Origin of the sequence: Anaeromicropila populeti (assembly GCF_900112775.1) — a bacterium.
GTDB classification, from domain to species: domain Bacteria; phylum Bacillota; class Clostridia; order Lachnospirales; family Lachnospiraceae; genus Anaeromicropila_A; species Anaeromicropila_A populeti.
This window is the reverse complement of the sequence record NZ_FOYZ01000008.1, coordinates 22,284-42,883: the sequence shown is the minus strand read 5'-3', so window position 1 is coordinate 42,883 and position 20,600 is coordinate 22,284. Positions and strand designations below refer to the sequence as shown.

Sequence of the window (20,600 nt, the reverse complement as noted above, 5' to 3'; positions counted from 1 at the left end):
GTAACACCAACACCAGTGGTAACACCAACACCAACTAGTGCAACAGGGGTTCAGGCTAAGGTTCAGGTTACTTCACAAATCAGCAGTTCCATTAATCAGCAATATACAATTTCAGCAACAGGAACACAGAGCATTGATTTGTCTAAATTAACAATACGTTATTACTATTCAAGAACAAGTACAACAGCTCAAAGTTTTTGGTGTGATAATGCAGGATTACAATTGAATGTTTCTCCATGGTATGTAAACTATACTCCAAATGTAAAAGCTACATTCTATAATGGATATGTTGAAATTTCATTTACAGGAAGTTATAGTCTGGCACCAGGTGCAGGAAGCTTGAATATGGGCGTTCGTTTTGCACAATCTGACTGGTCATCCTATCAGGGATTTGTAGATAATGGCTGTAAAGCATTCTACAATGGAGTACAAATTGGATAATAGAATAAAGAAATAATATCAGCCTTCTTTTGACAAAGTGAAACAGTCAGAAGAAGGCTGTTTTTATGTGATAGAAGCGTGTCCAGCGAAGCTGGACCACACCAGTCGGTGCAAGTCCGACTGAGGTAATCGCCAGTGAGCCGTATAGTCAAACTCGGTGCGTTGCAGTAGTGCAGGGTGCTAAGCGAGTGGGTATTGTAACTTCAAAAGAAGTGCTAACAATCATGCAGACCGTAACATAAAGTGAATTCTGCCGTATCGTAAACAAAACTGCCCTGAAAAGAGGAGAATTGAGGAAGTCGAGCCTCGTTCTATTGGGTGAAGAACACCTTGGAATAGAATCAGGTCTAATTGAACTTAAAACGTTTGGCCAAATAGTAAGAACCATAGGAAAAACTGTATGAAGAAAAAGATATAAGGAATTCACTATTCTTTAAAAATATTCCTTGATAATGGGGAATAAAAAAGAATATTGACAAAATATGAAAAAAGGGATATGATTGATATGTTTTAATTAAGTTTGAATAGTATACAAGAATGAAAATATCAGATCTAAAATGTCGCACGTAATTAAACTATACATAAAATCTTTCTTTAAAACATTATTTCTGCAAATCGAAAGTAAAAGAGTTCAGTAGAAGTGTTAATGGTGGAAACAAGCTTTTTGGATAGGAAGATTCAACTTCAGAAGTTTTTTTGATTACGTTAGCAAGAAAAATCTTGTGAACATGAATACCACAGTAGGTCTGATATAAAACTTTCAATACGATTCATGTTGCTGATTGGCAACGGAAAGGAAAATATTATGAAACTAAAAAAGACTTTAGCGGGAGTTATGACTTTGTCAACGATTCTATTTAGTACTTCCGCATCTGCAATGACAATGAAAGTTGATAACTTTCTACCAGAAGAACCAACATATCTTGAACAAAACGAAACGATTATCACAATTAATGGTAAGGGATATAATGCCCAAGAATATATGGATCGTGTTCTTGATTATACGATTGCATCCAATCCCATTGATGCAATGGAAACAGATGATGGCTCAGAAATTGAATTTGAATATAATGATTCCAGACAGAGAACGGAGAAAATCATAGGCGAGGAAAGAATTACCTATGATTACGATGAATTTTCTAACCTGAAATCAGAAGTATTACCAGATAAAAAGCAGATTACTTATTCCTATGAGTATACAGATAATGCGAATAATGCGGACAGCATATCCTATTGTAATAACACCTATCATTATATGATTGAGGATGGTATCATTACAGGTTTACTTGATAGCAATAATCAGACGATATGTACATATACTTACGATGAAAATGGGGCAACAAAACATATCTATGAGATTAGAGGAAAAAAGAAAATAGAGCATTGGGATAATTCTTCAGATGATTTTGTTGGCTGTGTAAATTCTATCAGATACGATGGTAAATGTTATGATTCTGAAACGGACATGTTTTATTTGAATACAGGAAGCTACTATGATACCAAGGCAGACGAATTAGTAGGTGATAAGTGTTATGTTGATATGGAAGGACTTTTTGGTGACCAATATGAAACCTTAAGTAATCAGGAAAGTCAATCAAGTACAGACGATGAAATGAATAAAGCTTCGCTCTTTAGTATACCATCACCATTACAATCCGAGCTTATCTATGCCGCTACGAAAAGGTATGAGGATGCATTAGGTACAGATGGGGATTCTTTATTAAGTGAAGGTAGCACATGGTACACAAAATACAGTAGTTCAGATATGCATTTTAAATTGGCCGCTCGAATTATTTATGGAGAAAATACGAATAAGGGTAGCGGCTCTTCTGAGATACAATATCTAAAATATAATAGGCAAGGTATTGCTTGGGTAATAACGAACCGACTGCTCGAGGATAAATATAGGAAAAGTCACAGCCAAGCTACATGTTTTTCCAGTTCAAGTACACCTAGCTTATATTCGGTTCTCACCTATAGTGGTGCATTTGCTTCGTTAGGTAGTCGTAATGCAAAAGGTGCAATGGATTCTAACAGTATAGCATACCAGCAAGCTTTGCTGCTTGCCTGCTATATCAGTGTTTGCTCGAATTTCGATGAATATGATGCTGTTGTTCCTAGACCTACTGGCGTAACCTATCAATGCTATAATAAAGGTGCCCTAACGAGTAGTTCAAGTCCAGTTTCTACTTGGAGTAATGTAAGATTCCCAGGAGATTCAACAAATTATACTGGTAAAAGTAATTATACAGCATTCCCATTTTACTCAGCCATCGGAAAGTTTAATGTGCTTCATTCCTACAGTTCAGAAAGCTTAAAGATCCAATCAGCTTATTATTAAGGAAGGAGTTTACACGAATGTCTATTTTGAAGAAAATGAAATATATTTTTTTGATTAGTGCCGTTTGCCTGCTTAGTGGTTGCGGAACAGCTACAGAACAACCAGAAGTGACTGAAACAGAACTTTTGGAAGACAATACAGAGCGTGATGAAACAATACTAACAGAGGCAATATCCTGTATTCAGGATAAAAAATATCCGCAAGCGATAGGATTACTATCTGGAATAGAGGGCAATGAACAAGCAGAAGATCTGTTAAGACAGTTACGCTATCTTATTTCTGGAAGCTACATTGCTAATTTAAATACTGGGGTTGCAGCTATTGATAACACAGGAAAAGTAAAAATAGAAATTGATGATACCGTTTATAAGGAGATTGGATTGGGGGTGAGTTCTGACTGGGAGAATATCATAAGTCTTTCTGATGGCGGAGAACGACTGGATGCATTAGATAAGGATGGTATTATTCATTCAACGAGTGATGAAGATGTTGATTCTATCCCTACTGCAGAAAAATTAAAGTCCTATTCGGATATCTCAATGCTATCAACAGACTTTGACAATTATGTTTTGCTTTCTAGCACAGGGCAGATTGATGCCTATTCCAAAAAAGATGGTGATGCACTAGACTATTATAAAAATGAAGTTTCCTCATTAAGGGATGTTGTGGATGTGGTAACGGGACAGTCACGTATTGCTGCATTGAAACGAGATGGCACTGTATATGTTGCTGATTATGATAAATATTGTAATATTCCAGATGCTGATATGTATGATGAAATTGCAGAATGGACGGACATCGTTGATATCTCGGCTGATACTATAGGACCAATAGCTGGACTTAAATCCGATGGTACCGTAGTCTGTAGCAAAACGGATTTAAAAGGACTCAACGGTGAGATTATCAAAAGTCGTTATCCTTATGATGTATCTGGGTGGAATAATATTATTGCCATTTCAAATGGTAATTCTAATCTGTTGGGCTTAAAGCGTGATGGAACTGTTGTTGCTACTGGCAATAATGAACACAAGCAGTTAGAGGTTTCGGATTGGCAGGATATTGTAGCAATTGCTGCAGGAGATTGGATTTCCATTGGTTTAAAATCAGATGGTACATTGGTAATTGCGGGTGAAGTTTCGGAAAATGTTGATCAACCAGATGTTTCGGGTATCAATAATCTGTATGTACCTACTATTAATTACTAATAAAATGTTCGAGTAGGAACGACTTGTGCACGTTTTAATAAGGAAAATGCAATTTTATATATTTCATTTTCTATTATGCGTTGCTTAGGAAAGGAACCCTACTTCATTCAAGTTTGCAGAGAGGGTAAGGAGTTTAGCTAAGAATGAGTAGGTATATCAGTAAATCGCTTGTATGCTAACAAGTATAAAAATATGACAAAAGTAATATTTTATGGTAAAGTATATACTATACTAAAATAATTTAGTTTTATCAAAAACAAACTAATTGTAAATTATGAAGGAGGTATTTTATGAAACCAAAATATTACAAAGTCATTTCTGTAATACTTAGTATAGTCTTGGTAATGGGGCCTTTCCAGGGGTGGGGAAGTTCAAAGACTATTTTGGCAGATAACGAAAAAGCTGCGGTGAAAAATGGAATTAAACTGACGGAGGAAGAAGTGAATACGCTGACTTCGGAATCGTTACAAGTCAGAACTTCAGTACATGATCCATCTATAACAGTTGATCAAGATGGTAACTATTATGTCTTTGGTTCACATATGGGAGTTTCCAGTTCAAAAGATTTAATGAATTGGTCAAATGTAACAAGTGAGTCAACTACAAGCACACTTTTTGCAGATGCAAATGGAAAAAGTGTTTCTTATGCAGATGCATTTAAAGATAATGCATATAAAGGTCAGGTAGTGATTAAGAGTAGAGAAGGAAATACATATCAAGTTGATTTTGGAGATTATGATGCAGCAGCATGGATTTCCGATAATACAGTAGCAGGAAATATGTGGGCACCAGATGTGATTTATAATGAAACGATGGGAAAATGGTGCATGTATCTAAGTTTAAATGGTGCTAAGTGGAACTCCGCAATTATTCTATTAACCGCAGATCGTGTAGAAGGACCTTACATTTACCAAGGACCAGTGCTTTTTTCAGGATTTAGCACACAAGCTTCAACAAAATCTTATAAAAATACTGATTTGGAATTAGTGATTGGAGAAGTAGATCAGCTGCCTGAGAAGTATCAAAAAATTAGTAACAGCTCATGGGGAACATATTGGCCTCATGCAATTGATCCTTGTGTTTTTTATGATGACAATGGAAAGTTATGGATGAGTTATGGTTCGTGGTCAGGTGGAATTTATGTGCTTGAGTTAGACGAAGCAACTGGTTTCAGAGATTATACCATATCATATGGTGATGATTTTGAACAGAAGGGGGCAGGGGTAACAAAAGATTCCTATTTCGGAAAAAAAATTGCTGGTGGATACTATGTATCTGGAGAAGGATCTTATATTGAAAAAATAGGGGAGTATTATTTCTTATTTATGTCATATGGATTTTATTCACCAGAGGGTGGTTATAATATGAGAGTATTTCGTTCTAGTACGCCAGATGGAAGTTATGTGGACGTAAATGGAACCAGTGCAATTTTTAATAAATATATTATGAATTACAGCAGTACAAATGCAGATGATAATCGTGGACTGAAGCTTATGGGAAATTATAAATGGAATACTATGGGAAAGGCAGAAATCGCACAAGGTCATAATTCTGCTTTTGTAGATAAAGATGGAAAGGCCTATGTTGTATATCATACAAAGTTTAATGATGGCAGTGCAGGACATGAAGTACGTGTTCATCAGCTTTTCTCAAATGAAGACGGCTGGATTGTTGCAGCACCATATGAATATTCGGGTGAAACAATTTCCAAGACAGGTTATTCGAAGGAAGACATAACTGGAAATTACGAAATGATTTTGCATAAGTTTCAGGTAGACTATGCAAATTTGGAGTATGTTGAACCAGTAGCTATAACACTTAATGCGGATGGTACGATTACGGGTACTTATACAGGAAGCTGGAACGTGAATGATGGAACTCCTTACGCAACCATAGTAATTGACGGGGATGAATATAAGGGAGTCTACACAAAACAATTCATTGATGGAAGCAATATTGAAACCATGTGTTTTACTGTTGTAAATGAAGATGGGGTATGTGTATGGGGTTCCAAAGCACCATCAGATGCCGTAGTGGTAGCACAAACAGTCAAATCAGATTTAGTTTCTGTGCCAAAAAACACGTATGCAGATATTGAATTGATTTCGGAAGGCTTGAACGGTGCAGATATCTCCTGGACTTCCAGCAATCCGTCTGTACTTTCCAATGACGGAACAATTACGAGACCAGAGGTAGATACGGTAGTTACTTTGACAGAAACTGTTTCAAAAGGAAACTATTATTATGAAAAGACATATCAGGTTACGGTAAAAGCAACACCTCAAAGCACAACAGAGTCCACTTTAATTGGTTCTTATTTTGTAAATGATCCACAAGATTTATCTTCACGCCTAGATGGAAGCTTAGCTGTGGATAATCCATTTTATAAGTACACCAATTATGGACTGGATTTGACAAATGGCGCAAAAATAACATTTGACGTTGATTGTACAGGAGAAGTACATACGTTAGGAACTATACTAGCTTTTATGGCAAATAAAGGGGACGGTGGACGTTTGTATTTCACACCGGGATCTTACTTGGGCTATAATGGAACGGGTGGATACTTCGACGCAAATATTTATAATTTTGGGTTGGTAAAGGATTATATTGGAGAGGTGGCTGCTGTTTCACTCGCGTTTTCTTCAAAAGGATTTACTGTTTCAATCAATGGAGAAACTGTTTATACGGAAGAAATTTTGACAACAACAAACGGAGCAGGAAGTGTTACAAAATATGAAAATGTACTGAAATGGCTTCAGAATTCTGCAAATGAACTATATTTTGGGTATGGCTCCTGGTGGTCGTCAGCAGGATATGATGAAGCAAATGCAACGATTAGCAATGTGTATTGCTATGCAGGCCCATCTACAGGTACTGTTGCAAAAGAACTAGATACGGTATATGATTTTACGGATGAAGTGGTATTGGAAACAAGTAAAACTATATCATATGAAGCAAATCCATTTTACAATAAAAATATAGATTCAGTTTTTATTGAATATACAATTAACTTTAGTGATTCCGCAGTGAAAAATGGATGGGATGGTTTGTTCAGTTTTTACAATTCTAAAACTGGGGGCAGGGTATCGGTTCAAAGTGCGCCGTATATTTGTTACAATGATGGTTCTGGTAAATGGATCGATGTAAATCAGCCAGGTGTCACTGGAGGAACAAATGCAATATCTGAGTATGGACTTGTTGCAGGTAAGGATTATAAATTTTCACTTCTTGTTACAAATAATACGTTGGAAATATATTTGGATGGAGTAAAGTTAGAAACTGGAGAAAATAGTTCAGGTGCAACCTATGAAGAACTAATTGATTTTATTACGGAATGTGACCAGTTTACCTGGGGTGTTGGTGAAGCAGTGACAGCCTACTGGTGGACAGAACTTTGTACATTAAAAGATATCACCATTGGTTCAAAAATTCCTTCTGCAAGCGGGGCTTCAATAACTGAATCTGTGGAATTAACTACTTCTGCTATTTCTTATATGGATAATCCGTTCTATGGATCGAGTTTGGAACAGCTGTATCTGGAATATACAATTAATTGGAATCCTCAGGCTGCAAAAAATGGATGGGATGGACTGTTTAGTTTTTATAATACAGAGACGGAAGGTAGAGTATCTTTTCAAAGTGCACCTTATATCTGCTACAACGATGGCTCTGGAAGCTGGATGGATTTGAATCAACCAGGTGCAGCAGGCGGGACGAATGTAGCAGCTTCGCTGGAAACGGGAAAAGATTATAGGTTTTCATTTGAAATAACTAAAAATGAAGTGAATATGTATGTGGATGGTGTGAAAATAACAACAGCAGAGAATGGTGGAAATGCCACATATGCGGATATTCTTAATTATATTACAAAGTGTGATAAGCTTACATTAGGAGTGGGTGAAGGAAAAACAGCCTACTGGTGGACAGAAAATTGTACGTTAAATAAGTTAAGTATATCACCAGTACAGGTAACTGTGACAGCAGATGAAAATGGAACAGTGAATGAGTCGAAAGCAGGAAATCAGGTAACAGTGTCTGCTATAGCATTTCCAGGCTATGAGTTGGAGGGTTGGTATGTGAATGGGGTTAAGAGAAGCAGCAGCTCAGTATATAGTTTTGAAATCTGTAAAAATGTATCAGTGTCACCTGTGTTTGTATTATCAACAATTCCCCAAGTAAGTGAAACGCCAACGCCAGCAGTAACGCCAACGCCAACTAGTACACCAGAAGCTCAGGTGAAAATTCAGGTTACTTCAGAAAACAACGTTTCTATCAATCAGCAGTATGTTATTTCTGCAACAGGAACACAGAGTATTGATTTGTCTAAATTAACAATTTTCTACTACTATTCCAGAACAAGTACTATAGGCCAAAACTTCTGGTGTGATTTTGCAGGATTACTTTTAAACGCTTCGCCATGGTATATAAACTATACTCCAAATGTAAAAGCAGCATTCCATAATGGATATGTTGAAATTTCATTTACAGAAAGTTATATTTTGGAGCCAAATGGGGGAAACCTCAATATGGGGGTTCGTTTTGCACAATCTGACTGGTCGTCGTATCAAGAATTTGTTGATTACGGTTGTAAAGTATTTTACAATGGTGTACAAATAGGATAAAACAATAAAATACAAGTAAAGTAATTTAAAAAAGTATTTACTATTTAAAAATAAAAACTCACATCTGCGATTTATACAAAATTAGCAAGAGTGAGTTTTTGTTGTATTTGTAAAAATAAATGTGCAAAATGACAATTTTTCAACATTAATTAGAGTAAAATTAGAAAAAAGTAATAAGCTGTAAATACAAATAATAAAAAAAGTAGTAGAGATATTGACAAATATTTAATATAAAACTAAACTATTATAGTAAACTTAAACAAAGCAAAAACAGGAGGTATTGGAAGGAATGAAAAAAAAGTTAAAAAGAGGCATAAGTGCAGTAATGGCAATACTAATGCTATTGACTGTTTGTCTCGGAGACTTTATGTGGGGGGAAACAAAAATTTTGGCTGCCAATGGCAGAAAAGTAGATGTATGGGATTTTGGTGGAGTGCAAGAAACCAATGAGGAGATTTATACAAACAATATACAAGCAGCAGACTGGAATGATGCAGCTTGTGTTGTAAGCGGAAAATTTGTTGCAGTAGATGGAACGACGGAAATGGGGTTCGGAGATTTATCTATTACATACACCGCAAACGACAGGTTGTATATTAACGATCCTGCCTGTACAAAAAGTTATGGTTCTTACGGGCTGAGTACATATTCTTTTTCAGATGGTTATACATCTAACGGAATATACTATTGTAACGGTACAGGTGGAGAGTCCAGAAGGTGTCTTACGATAAGCAATGTGAATGCAGGCGATAGAATTACAGTTTATATGGGTTCATCCAATGCGGTAACAGGCCAGTTATTTTTCAAATATCTAGGAAGTGATGGGGAACAGCTGGTGGAAGAGGAATTTAGTAATACACCAGGCAGGTACGACTTTGTAGCTGACTTTGATGGAAGCTATAAAATATATGCAGGTGCAGCAGCAGGTAAACCGATTTACTATAGGGCTGTCAGAACACCAGGTATATTAGTAAGTGGAACAATTGAATTAGGTGATACAAATCCGTCAGGGTATACGGTGAGTTTTACCAATAATACGACAGGAAAGAAAACAGAAGCAGTTTTAAATGGAATGGATTTTCAGGTAATACTGGCGCCAGGATATACGTATACAGCTGTTTTGTCAGGAGCTGTTGGTTTTGGATTTACAGCAGAAAGCAAATTGATTTCACCTGTTGTAGAGGAAGTGTTGTCAGGAAAAACAGGTGTTATACTGGAGGTTGAAGAAAAGACAACGTATTCCTATACAGGAAGTATTGTTGGATTTGATTCTGAATATGACAAAACAAATCTGGCAATTGAAATGAAACCAGAAGAAGGAGCTGCTGTAGATCCAGTTATATTGACAATTGGCCAAGACTTAACTTTTAATGGGATTTTAGAGCCAGATGTGGAATACCAGGCGGTTATGACAGGGGTAAATGATTATCAGATTACATCAGGTGGAATGGTGAATTCTTCTACTGATGTGGTTCAAGATATAGAGGTGGTAAAAAAACAGAATTATCAGGTGACAGGGTCTTTTGTAAATCTTCCTGATGAAAAAACGGTTTCTAACATAGAATTCATTAATGAAGAGGATGGATATCGTTATAGTGGAACTGCTTCGGCAGACGGCTATGTGGTACAGTTAAGAAATGGTGCATATTCTGTGGAAGCAACAGTAGATGGCTACGTGACACATACTCATGTTGTAGTAAACAGCAGTGCTGTCACTAAAAATTTATTTTTCGTTTCAACAGATACGACTATTACTCCAATAGAAAGAGTGAGTGATGTTTATGTGGGATATAGTGAGAAGGCACATAACTACGATACAGTAAAAGAGGCAGTCGCTGCTTGTAAGGCAATGAATCCTTCCAGCGAGGCAGAAAGAATTACAGTTCATATTGCACCAGGTGTCTATAGAGAACAAATTATTATTGAAACACCATATCTTTCCTTTGTAAATGACGAGCCAGAGAAAGAAGTAAAGCTGACTTGGTATTACGGAATTGGTTATCAATACTATAGTGCAGATTCAACTGGATATTATAACGAGGAAAATGCGTTTGACCAATATAAAAAGGCAATCGCGGCAAAGTGGGGGGTTGCAACCTATGTAAAGGGTACGGCAACTGCATTCCGTGCAGAAAACATTACGTTTGAAGCCTCCTTTAACCGTTATATAACAGATGAAGAAATAGCAGATGGGGTAGAAATAAGTGGTTCAGAGGCAATTTCTTTTGAAAGAAAATACGGTGTGGACGTGGCATCTAAGAAAGCCACAGAAAGAGCTACTGCATTATGTGTAGATGCAGATTATACAGAGTTTTATAACTGTTCCTTTTTAGGAAGTCAGGATACCCTGTATACAGGAAGTGGAAACACAAACGGATATTATAAAAACTGTTTTATTGAAGGAAATACAGATTATATTTTTGGAGATGGAGATGTTTTATTTGATGGCTGTGAATTAAGTTTCTATGGCTATACAGAAGGAAGCACCAGTGCTTATTTAACGGCTGCAAGACCAGATAATGCTCCTAATGGTTATATGTTTCGAAATTGTTCCATTACGGCAAACACTGAGGAAGGGTTTACAGTTTCCCCAAGTTATTTTGGAAGACCATGGGGAGCTAGTGCAAGGGTGGCTTTCTTAAATACTAAGTTGGCTTATTCGGGTCTGATTCTGGATGCAGGCTGGACATCAATGAGTGGCAATGCACCAGAAAATGCAAATTACGTAGAGTACAATACCACTTCAATGGATGGTTCAGATGTAAATATTTCAGGCAGAACAGCAGGTGTTGTAAGTGAAGAACCAGCATTTAGTCTGTCTGGTTATTTTGATGGTTGGGTTCCGTCTTATTATTTAGAGGATAACGCAGAACTTTCATTTTCTACCGTTCCTTATTTAATTGATAACGGGGACATGAATGCGCCATATCCAGGGCATAAATTAACAGCAGGCTACGCCCTTGGTGATAATGATAAAAATGACGCTTCCGTAATCAGGTGGTATCGTGTAGATCAAAATGGTGTTGAAACTTTAGTAAAAAGTTCTACTGCACTTGTAGACAAAACATATACGATTACAGCAGATGATATAGGAAATTATATAAAAGTTGTTGTAATACCTGAAACAATCAGTGGAAAGAAGGCAACTGAAAAATCATCTCAGCTAGAAGCTCTTGTAAGGGACGGATATGAAAATCCAGAACAGGGAACAGGAGATATTGAGTTAGGAGATGGAGTAAACATTTTTCTTGCTGGTGATTCTACGGTAAAGGATTATTCTGCAAAAGGCATGTATAATGGTGGAACTGCATTGAGTATGGGCTCTTGGGGCGAATATTTACAAAGCTTTTTTGACAGCAGCAGTGTAAAAGTGATTAATTATGCAAATGGGGGAAGAAGTTCAAGAAGTTTTATCAATGAAGGTTCTCTTGATAAAATCAAAGAGAATTTAGATGAGGGTGATTATTTATTTATACAGTTTGGACATAATGATTGTTCGAACAGTTCTGGATATTTAGAGGATAGATACGTTCCGCTTGGGACACCAGATGCAAATGGAATTTATCCAGTAACAGCAGGAACAGAAGTTGCAACACCTTCTTCTTTGCTGGAAAAATATGGAGACACCTTCTATTCTTATGATTGCGGCGGAACCTATAAATGGTATTTATCTCAATATATTCAGGCGGCTAAGGATAAAGGAGCGATTCCTGTTCTGGTAACTCCTGTATCTAGAATGTATTATGACGAAAATGGAACCATTAAAGCACATCATGATTCTACAGATGCCACAACTGCAACTCAGGTTACAACAGATAATGCATATGTAACTGCGGTAAAGCAGCTGGCAGAAGAAGAAAATGTATTATTAATTGATGGATTTGAATTGACTAAGAAAATGTATGAAGAGGCTTACAAAGCAGATCCTTCAGCAGCAAATGGAGTCTCTGGGTATGGAACGCTTCTTATGGCAGCAGGAGAAAAGACTCATAGTAGTAAACTTGGCGGATTTATCAGCGCAGCTTATATCGCACAGAATATTCAGACAATGAGCTTAAACATCTCTCACGCAATTAAAATTCCAGCACAGGTTCTGGGGGAAAATACGGATGGCAGTGTATTATTTACTGTAAATGGAAGCGGTCAGCTAACTGCTTATGAAATGGACGCTGATGGAAATTATACATCCGTTGTATCTCAATATTGGACTAATGTGGGACAGAATTTAATTCAGGCAATTGGCAGCTATGAAGACGAGCCAGAAGTTCCAGTAAAGCATACAATATGGGTAATTGGAGATTCTACGGTCAGTGCATTTTCAGACAGCTATTATTATCCGCGTTATGGATGGGGAACTCAACTGGATAAATATTTTGACAGCAATGCTTTTGAAGTAAAGAACCTGGCTATTTCTGGAACCAGTTCAAAAAGCTTTACGACAAGTACAGAATATCAAACCTTGCTGGCAGGTATGGCAGAGGGAGATTATCTGTTTATTGGATTTGGTCACAACGACGAAAAAACAGAGGCAGAGAGATTTACAAACCCAAATGGTACGTATTTGGAAGCAGGAACTTTTGCTAATTCTCTATATGAAAATTATGTGAAGCTAGCAAAGGATAAGGGTTGTACCACAATTCTATGTACACCGATTGTAAGAAGAACTGCCACAGGAGTTTGGTCAGACAGCCAGCTTCACGTTACAGCAGCTTCTGGCGATTATGAAGGTGGTGACTATTCGCAGGCAATCCGTAATTTGGGAACTGCTCTCAACATTCCAGTTGTGGATATGACAACCTTGACAAAAAATCTATATGATTCCCTTGGTGCAAGTGAAACTATTTATTTACATGCATGGACATCAAGTAATCAGAATTCGGTGGATAATACACATACAAATATTTGGGGAGCATTTTATAATGCCTACTTTATAGCAAAAACCATAAAAGAGCTAAATATAAGTGGTTTATCAGAGTATGTAATTACTTCTCAAATTGCCTCGGCTCCAACCAAAGCGGTATATTTGGTATCCAATCCAGACTATGTGGAAAAGGGATATGATTCTAATCTGCCGGACAGTCAGCTATGGACTGACTGCGGAGTATGGAAAGGAACCGTATTTGGTGATATTGGAGGTGTTGCCCCAAGCACAGATAACTTTGTACTTACAGAAATGCCAGAAGGAAATATAAACATTGCAGTGAAAAATAATAAAGGAAAGATTGCAAGCAGTGTAGATGGTCTGGCAATGTACTATTATAAAGTACCAGTAGGAAGCCAGTTTACGATATCAGCAACAGCAACGGTTAATAGTTTTGCATTAAATGATCAGGTTTCCTTTGGGCTAATGGCTCGTGATGAAATGTATATTGATACGTATTTAAATGGGCTTTTAGGAGACTATGTTGCAGCCGCTCCTTTAAAATTAACTAAGACAGGTTCCGTTTGGAATTGCTTTGCTAGAAAAAGCGGAGTACTGACACAGGGAGGAACTTGTGCAAATACCATTAGTGCGGGAGATACAATTGACTTAAAAATTCAGAGTAATTCCGACGGTTATGCCTGCACATTTGGGAAGGAACAGACAATAACAGCTGGATTTGATTTTCAATTGACAAGTATTGATTCAGAATATATTTACGTTGGTATGTTTGCTGCACGAAATGCAGATGTTACCTTTAGTAATATTAAGCTTATTGTGGATGGAGTGTTGATTGCAGGAGAAGAGGAACCGGTTCAGACGCCAACACCAAAACCAACTAAAACGCCAAAACCAAGTACAACGCCAACAACAAGTACAACACCAACGCCAAGTACGATGCCAACACCAAGTACAACACCAACGCCAAGTATAACGCCAGAGCCAACTAAAATCCCTACAAGGCCTGAAAAACCAGTGATTGATGCAAATTTACAAAAGGGAAAAGGAAATGCAATAAAAACCTATACTTATAAACCAGGAAGTAAAGTAAAAACTCTAAAGGTTAGTGCGACAGGCGAAAATGTAACATATCAGTGGTTTTATAATACTGCAAACAAGTATAAAGGAGCAAAGGCAATTACGGGCGCAACGGCAGCAAGTTATACACCAAGTGGTACTGCAACAGGAACCAGATATTATTTTGTAAAGATTAGCAGTAATGATACTACAAAGGATATTGAGAAGGTGACAGTGTATTCCAGAAAAGTCAAGGTAACAATTGTAAAACCTGTTACGAAGATTGCAGTGGAAGAAAGTTCAGTATTGGTAAATGCAAAAGATACCGTAACACTTTCTGCAACTGTATATCCATCTACAGCAACTAACAAGAAGCTAATATATACTTCAAGCAATACAAAGTACGCAACAGTTTCTGAGGATGGAGTGATTACAACAAAGGCTGCTGGCAGAGGAAAGACTGTTACCATAACGGTTCGCTCCAAAGACAATAGAAAGTGTGTGAAAAAGGTTGAGATTATCATAAAATAAAAAGTATAACCTTTGACTAATTTTCTTTTTATGATAAAATGATTAATAGCATATGCTACAAATTAATTATTTTGGGAAATGAGGAAAGTAAGCAGTATGGATACACAAAAAACACATTCAGAAATTGCAATGGATTTATTTAAACAAGGTTATAACTGTTCTCAGTCAGTATTTTTAGCATTTTGTGATGAGTACGAAATGGATAGGGAAACTGCTGCAAAGCTCAGCTCATCCTTTGGAGGAGGAATGGGTAGGTTACGAGAAGTTTGTGGTGCTGTAACTGGCATGTTTATGGTGGCAGGTATGGTCTATGGATATACAGAACCAAAGGATCAGATTTCTAAGACTAAGCATTATGAAAGGATTCAATTGCTTGCCAGGAAATTTGAGGAGTCAAATCGCTCCATCATTTGCAGGGAACTGCTGGGGCTTGGACAGGGTAAGGACAGTCCAGTTCCAGAGCTGCGCACCGCAGAGTATTATAAGAAGAGACCTTGTGTGGAGTTGGTTGGAATGGCAGCAGATATTATGGAAAAGTATATCCTGGAAAATCAGAAAAGATAGAATTACAATTCTACTAAGGTTAATATAAAGAACTGTAATAATAAAGGGGGCGTTGTGACGCCCCCTTTGTAGTATATAACGATCCAGATAATCCTCAGAATTTAGAAAATATGCAGTGTATATTTGGAGTAGGAAGAAATTATGAGTATGCTGTAGGAGAAGCAAATTCATGGGTTTCTGGCGTTGGTTCATTAAGTCTGCATCAAGAAGTTACGGTATCTTTAACAGATAAGGATAAATCAGTAAAAGTGTTGTTTTAGTCAATCCATTAGCAAATGACAGTATAAAAGAAGAAGCAGAATTTGAAAGGACTCATTATTATGCAATTATCAATTATGTTGCGCTCAGATCATTGAATATAGAACATCTGAAAGAAAAGGATGAGTTAGTGATTGAACTTTATGTAAATGGAGGAAAACCAGTTAAAATGTCAGATGTTCCTTACTGTGTCATATTTGTGACAGAGGATATCTATGATAAAATAGGACTCTTTGAAAAAGGAATGACCGATTTGTGGAAGTTATCACAACGTAAACCGGAAGATACAACTTGTTGGACCATCTGTACTATTCCATATACAGAAAAAATAAGAAACTATCCATATGTTCTTTTGTATACGGATTGGGGTGGGGAATGCATTGCGAATTGGTATATATGTGCAAATGGCTTCTATAAAGAGTAAATCAGGAACTTAGTGAATAGAGCAGAAGGTCAGCCGATTATTTTATAATAATTCATTTAAGTAAGAAGTATTACAAGAATCTGATAAGGATTTTTGTAATACTTTTTTAATGTGCTAGGAAATTGCTCCCCATTTCCTAGCACCCTAAAAAACAGGGTGCAGGACGATGGGCAATTGTGTGGAACACACACTTTAAACTATAACCCATTATTGGCATTTGACAATAACTCAAAAAAGTGCTAGTATAATAAATAGCATATGCCAAAAATAAAAACTGTGTTATAACCAAAACATTAAGAAAGAGAGGAAAATACATGAAAATTGTTGTTTCGACAACGGGAAAAAGTTCAGAAGACATGCTGGATAAAAGATTTGGAAGAAGTGAATATTTTTATATTTATGATACGGAAACAGAGCAGGCAGTCGTTTTAGAAAATGAAGGTGCCAAAGCTGGTGGTGGTGCAGGGATTGCAGCAGCGAATCAGGTGATAGAAGAGGGTGTGCAGGTTATTATTACTGGAAATCTGGGACCTAACGCATTTGAACTAGTGGAAAAAGCAGGAATGAAAGCATATAGCTGTGGTGTAATGCCAGTAGACAGTGCAATTGAACTGTTCCAAAAGGGAGAACTTTCAGAAATCAATTTACCAGGAATGGCTCATCATGGTAATCATTAAAAATGATGCTGCAACAGGAGGTAAAGGTCAATGAAAATAGCTGTGCTTAGTGGAAAGGGTGGAACTGGAAAAACCACAGTATCTACCAATCTTGCCCTTACTCTAAACATTCCCTATATAGATTGTGATGTGGAAGAGCCAAATGGTTTTATTTTTCTAAATCCTGTTTTAGAAAATGAGGAAGAAGTGTTTCTACAGGTTCCAGAAATACACAAGGAAACATGTACACTATGTGGTGCCTGTGTAAAAGCCTGTCAATTTCATGCGCTGGCAAAAGCGGGAAAAGAAATTGTGCTGTTTGAAAAATTATGTCATGACTGCGGTGCCTGTAAACTAGTTTGTGAAGCAGATGCTGTCACATTTCGCAAGCGAGCAATAGGTAAAATTCAACGAGGCAGGACAGAGAAAATACAATGTGAAAGAGGGATTTTAAATATTGGAGAGCCAATGGCTGTTCCTATTATCAAAAAGCTGCTGGCAAGTCTGCCAGAGGAAACACAATTTATTGACTGTCCTCCAGGAACCTCTTGCAATGTGGTGAATTCCTTACGATTTGCCGATGCAGCAATATTAGTGACAGAACCCTCTGAATTTGGACTTCATGATATGAAAATGGCAATTGAATTAGTTAAAAAATATAGCATTCCTTACGGTGTTATTATTAACAAAGATGATCAAACAGAAAATATGGTGAAAAAATATTGCAAAGAAAGTCAGACGCCTTTATTGGGGGCTGTTCCTTATAGCAGGGAAGCCGCAATTATATATTCAAAAGGTGGTATGCTTTGTCAGGAGTCATCGTACAAAAAGATTTTTGAGGAAATTGCAGAAAAGATGAAGGAGGTATTTCGTTGGAACTAGTTGTAATAAGTGGAAAAGGCGGAACGGGTAAAACAACAGTAGTAGCCGCACTATCCCAACTGGCAGAAAATAGAGTGAAAGTTGACTGCGATGTAGATGCACCAAATTTATACCTCTTTTATCCTGGAACGGACAGAGAACAAAATGATTTTTTTGGCGGTAAGACGACAGAGATTAAACAAGAGTTATGTATAAAATGTGGAAAGTGTGAAACGGTCTGCAAATTTGGAGCAATCAAGGAAGGAATAATTGATTCCTTTGTCTGTGAGGGGTGTGGAGCTTGTACCCTGATATGTCCGGCAGATGCAATTACTTTGAGGGATGAAAAAACAGCAGATACCTTTCTAACAGAAATTAAAAATGGAATTGTATCTAGGGCTACGATGGAAGTGGGTAGTGATGGTTCAGGGAAATTAGTAACACAGTTAAGAAAAAATGTAAAAAACTTTTTAAAAGAGGATTTGATATCAAAGGAAAATATGTTATCATTAGACAAAAGTATTATCATTATTGATGGTTCTCCAGGTATCGGATGTTCTGTTATTGCTTCTATCACAGGTTCAGATGCCGTTCTAATAGTAACAGAGCCGACAAAATCTGGACTGGAAGATTTAAAACGTGTATATGAGCTGACAGAGCATTTTGATACGTATGTTATGGTATGTATTAATAAATATGATATCAATCTGGACATGACATATGAAATTGAGGCATATGCAAAAGAGAAAAACATTTATCTGGCAGGAAGAATCCCATTTGACAAAACGGTAATGGAGGCTATTAATTCTTTAAAGCCTGTTACAGAATTTTCTGAAAGTAGTGCAAAAAGGGCACTGGAGGAAATGTGGAATCGTATAGATACAACATTAAGAAATCAAAATTAATAGGAAACATACAATAATGGAGGATTGAATTATGAAAATAGCAGTAGCAAGTGAAGGAACAGTAGTAAGCGGACATTTTGGACATTGTGAAGGATTTACAGTTTATGAAGTGAATCAGGGTATTGTAGAGGGAAAAGAATTTGTTCCTAATCCAGGACACAGACCAGGCTATCTGCCGGTATTTTTACATGAGCTGGGAGTGAAGGCGATTATCGCAGGAGGAATGGGAGCCACAGCACAGGATTTATTTACAGAAAACGGAATTGAAGTATTTGTTGGAGTGCAGGGACCATGCGATGAAGTAATGAAAGAATATGCAAAGGGAACTTTAACATCCAGCGGAAGTGTTTGCACAGAGCATGCTCACGAAGGACATTGCAATGAGTAAATAAGCGCATTGGAAACTTTGCATTTATGCAGGGAGGAAAGAAATGCCAAGACCAACTAAGTTTAGAAGAGTTGAGTTTTTTCCCAAAGACACATATTTTGTGCCTTTGGGAAAAGCAAAATGTGAACTAGAAGAAGTTATTTTAAAAGTGGAAGAGTTAGAGGCTATGAGGCTGAAAGACATTGAAGGATTGAATCAAGAAGAATGTGCAGAAAGAATGCAGGTATCCAGACAGACCTTTCAGAATATTATTGATGAAGCTCGGAGAAAAGTTGCGGTTGCATTAAGCGAAGGAAAAGCAATCAACATAAATGGTGGGAATTATATAACAAGCAAGTGTAAATTTAAATGTATTGAATGTGGAACTATTTATCCGATTCAATATGAACAGGATAAAAAAAGTTGTCCATCCTGTGGTTCACAGGAAGTGATGTGCGGCAGGAAAGCAGAATTTTGTAAAAGTTGGTGCAGGGGGAATGGAAATGATAAAAATTACGACTCTAATAGAGGACAGACCAGATGAGAATAACGAGATGGTTTGTGAACATGGGTTATCTCTTTATATCGAAGCTGGAGATAAGAAAATTTTATTTGATACAGGCCAGACAGGAGCTTTCATACAGAATGCTGATAAATTAAATAAAGATTTGGCCGCTGTGGACTATGTAATGATAAGTCATGGACATTATGATCACAGTGGAGGCTTTCGGAAACTGGCAGAAACAGTTCCTTCCATTTCTAATTTAATAGTTGGAGCTGAATTTTTTGAGTTAAAATACAAAACAATAGGAGAAAATCAGTATAAATTTGTTGGGACTTCATTTGGAGAAGAATATTTGGAGGAACAGCATATATCCCGATTAAAAATTGAAGAAGAAATCTTTAGTTTGTCAGAGGATATCATGCTTTTTCATAAATTTGAAAAGCATACCAAATACGAAACCTTAAAAGATAAATTTTATATTAAATCTGAGGAAGTATTCTTTCCAGATTTATTTTTAGATGAAGTGGTAATGGGAATCAAAACAGATAAAGGTCTGGTTGTTATCGCGGGATGTTCCCATGTAGGAATTGTTAATATTTTAAAGACAATAGAAAAAAGGACGAATATGCCTATATATGCCGTAATTGGTGGGACTCACCTGATCGATGCAGATGCAGCCAGAATCAATCAGACAATTAACGATTTTAAGGACATGAACATACAAGTAGTTGCAGTTTCTCATTGTACAGGTGAAGTAGGTACGGAAATGATGAAAAATGCATTTCAAGATAAATTTATATTAAACAATACGGGAAAAGTGATTGAGTTTTAGAAAACTATTAAAATTCAAATAAAGTAATTATATCCCATTAATCATGGCTGTTTTATAACAAAATACAGACAAAGAACTATGATATTTGACACCATTATTTATATTATGTATAATTTGGTGTAGTTTATTGTGAACATATCTAATATT

Annotated in this window: 14 protein-coding genes; all 14 read left to right on the top strand. The window is 36.8% G+C overall.

Features of this window, described 5'->3' with window-relative positions:
* A partial coding sequence (locus BM305_RS10930) for a cellulose binding domain-containing protein (protein WP_272481960.1) occupies nucleotides 1-441 on the top strand: 441 nt, incomplete at its 5' end.
* An 805-nt stretch (nucleotides 442-1,246) separates the two neighbouring features.
* The gene (locus BM305_RS10925; protein WP_143099164.1) at nucleotides 1,247-2,782 is read left to right on the top strand and encodes a hypothetical protein; all 1,536 of its coding nucleotides are present in this window, start codon (nucleotides 1,247-1,249) and stop codon (nucleotides 2,780-2,782) included.
* A 17-nt stretch (nucleotides 2,783-2,799) separates the two neighbouring features.
* A complete protein-coding gene (locus BM305_RS10920) occupies nucleotides 2,800-3,987 on the top strand; it encodes a hypothetical protein (RefSeq protein ID WP_092560731.1) in 1,188 nt (395 codons plus the stop codon).
* Between the two features lie 290 nt (nucleotides 3,988-4,277).
* Nucleotides 4,278-8,612, top strand: a complete 4,335-nt coding sequence (locus BM305_RS10915) for a lipocalin-like domain-containing protein (RefSeq protein WP_092560730.1) — start codon at nucleotides 4,278-4,280, stop codon at nucleotides 8,610-8,612.
* Nucleotides 8,613-8,901: 289 nt separating this feature from the next.
* Nucleotides 8,902-15,081 carry a pectinesterase family protein gene (locus BM305_RS10910; RefSeq protein WP_092560729.1) on the top strand — a complete coding sequence of 2,060 codons (6,180 nt, stop codon included), beginning with the start codon at nucleotides 8,902-8,904 and terminating at the stop codon, nucleotides 15,079-15,081.
* 96 nt (nucleotides 15,082-15,177) lie between these two features.
* Entirely contained in the window at nucleotides 15,178-15,645 is a 468-nt protein-coding gene (locus BM305_RS10905; protein WP_242940514.1) for a C-GCAxxG-C-C family protein, read from the top strand.
* A 110-nt stretch (nucleotides 15,646-15,755) separates the two neighbouring features.
* Nucleotides 15,756-15,905 carry a hypothetical protein gene (locus tag BM305_RS19115; protein ID WP_177214690.1) on the top strand — a complete coding sequence of 50 codons (150 nt, stop codon included), beginning with the start codon at nucleotides 15,756-15,758 and terminating at the stop codon, nucleotides 15,903-15,905.
* Between the two features lie 92 nt (nucleotides 15,906-15,997).
* The gene (locus BM305_RS10900; protein ID WP_177214689.1) at nucleotides 15,998-16,327 is read left to right on the top strand and encodes a hypothetical protein; all 330 of its coding nucleotides are present in this window, start codon (nucleotides 15,998-16,000) and stop codon (nucleotides 16,325-16,327) included.
* Nucleotides 16,328-16,641: 314 nt separating this feature from the next.
* On the top strand, nucleotides 16,642-17,004 hold the full coding sequence (locus tag BM305_RS10895) for a NifB/NifX family molybdenum-iron cluster-binding protein (protein WP_092560726.1): 363 nt from the start codon (nucleotides 16,642-16,644) through the stop codon (nucleotides 17,002-17,004).
* A gap of 30 nt (nucleotides 17,005-17,034) precedes the next feature.
* Nucleotides 17,035-17,865: a P-loop NTPase gene (locus BM305_RS10890; RefSeq protein ID WP_092560725.1), complete on the top strand. Its 831-nt coding sequence runs from the start codon at nucleotides 17,035-17,037 to the stop codon at nucleotides 17,863-17,865.
* On the top strand, nucleotides 17,856-18,749 hold the full coding sequence (locus tag BM305_RS10885) for an ATP-binding protein (RefSeq protein WP_092560724.1): 894 nt from the start codon (nucleotides 17,856-17,858) through the stop codon (nucleotides 18,747-18,749). Before BM305_RS10890 ends, BM305_RS10885 begins: the two co-directional genes overlap by 10 nt.
* Before the next feature lie 31 nt (nucleotides 18,750-18,780).
* On the top strand, nucleotides 18,781-19,137 hold the full coding sequence (locus BM305_RS10880) for a NifB/NifX family molybdenum-iron cluster-binding protein (RefSeq protein ID WP_092560723.1): 357 nt from the start codon (nucleotides 18,781-18,783) through the stop codon (nucleotides 19,135-19,137).
* A gap of 43 nt (nucleotides 19,138-19,180) precedes the next feature.
* Complete coding sequence (locus BM305_RS10875) at nucleotides 19,181-19,660, top strand: DUF134 domain-containing protein (RefSeq protein WP_092560722.1); 480 nt, start codon at nucleotides 19,181-19,183, stop codon at nucleotides 19,658-19,660.
* Entirely contained in the window at nucleotides 19,620-20,453 is an 834-nt protein-coding gene (locus BM305_RS10870; RefSeq protein WP_177214688.1) for an MBL fold metallo-hydrolase, read from the top strand. Before BM305_RS10875 ends, BM305_RS10870 begins: the two co-directional genes overlap by 41 nt.
* Nucleotides 20,454-20,600 lie beyond the last annotated feature (147 nt).

What these genes read in the sequence shown, in the direction of transcription:
- BM305_RS10925 (WP_143099164.1), top strand. Translation starts at nt 1,247, where the DNA reads ATGAAACTAAAAAAGACTTTAGCGGGAGTTATGACTTTGTCAACGATT.
- BM305_RS10920 (WP_092560731.1), top strand. Translation starts at nt 2,800, where the DNA reads ATGTCTATTTTGAAGAAAATGAAATATATTTTTTTGATTAGTGCCGTT.
- BM305_RS10915 (WP_092560730.1), top strand. Translation starts at nt 4,278, where the DNA reads ATGAAACCAAAATATTACAAAGTCATTTCTGTAATACTTAGTATAGTC.
- BM305_RS10910 (WP_092560729.1), top strand. Translation starts at nt 8,902, where the DNA reads ATGAAAAAAAAGTTAAAAAGAGGCATAAGTGCAGTAATGGCAATACTA.
- BM305_RS10905 (WP_242940514.1), top strand. Translation starts at nt 15,178, where the DNA reads ATGGATACACAAAAAACACATTCAGAAATTGCAATGGATTTATTTAAA.
- BM305_RS19115 (WP_177214690.1), top strand. Translation starts at nt 15,756, where the DNA reads ATGCAGTGTATATTTGGAGTAGGAAGAAATTATGAGTATGCTGTAGGA.
- BM305_RS10895 (WP_092560726.1), top strand. Translation starts at nt 16,642, where the DNA reads ATGAAAATTGTTGTTTCGACAACGGGAAAAAGTTCAGAAGACATGCTG.
- BM305_RS10890 (WP_092560725.1), top strand. Translation starts at nt 17,035, where the DNA reads ATGAAAATAGCTGTGCTTAGTGGAAAGGGTGGAACTGGAAAAACCACA.
- BM305_RS10880 (WP_092560723.1), top strand. Translation starts at nt 18,781, where the DNA reads ATGAAAATAGCAGTAGCAAGTGAAGGAACAGTAGTAAGCGGACATTTT.
- BM305_RS10875 (WP_092560722.1), top strand. Translation starts at nt 19,181, where the DNA reads ATGCCAAGACCAACTAAGTTTAGAAGAGTTGAGTTTTTTCCCAAAGAC.
- BM305_RS10870 (WP_177214688.1), top strand. Translation starts at nt 19,620, where the DNA reads ATGATAAAAATTACGACTCTAATAGAGGACAGACCAGATGAGAATAAC.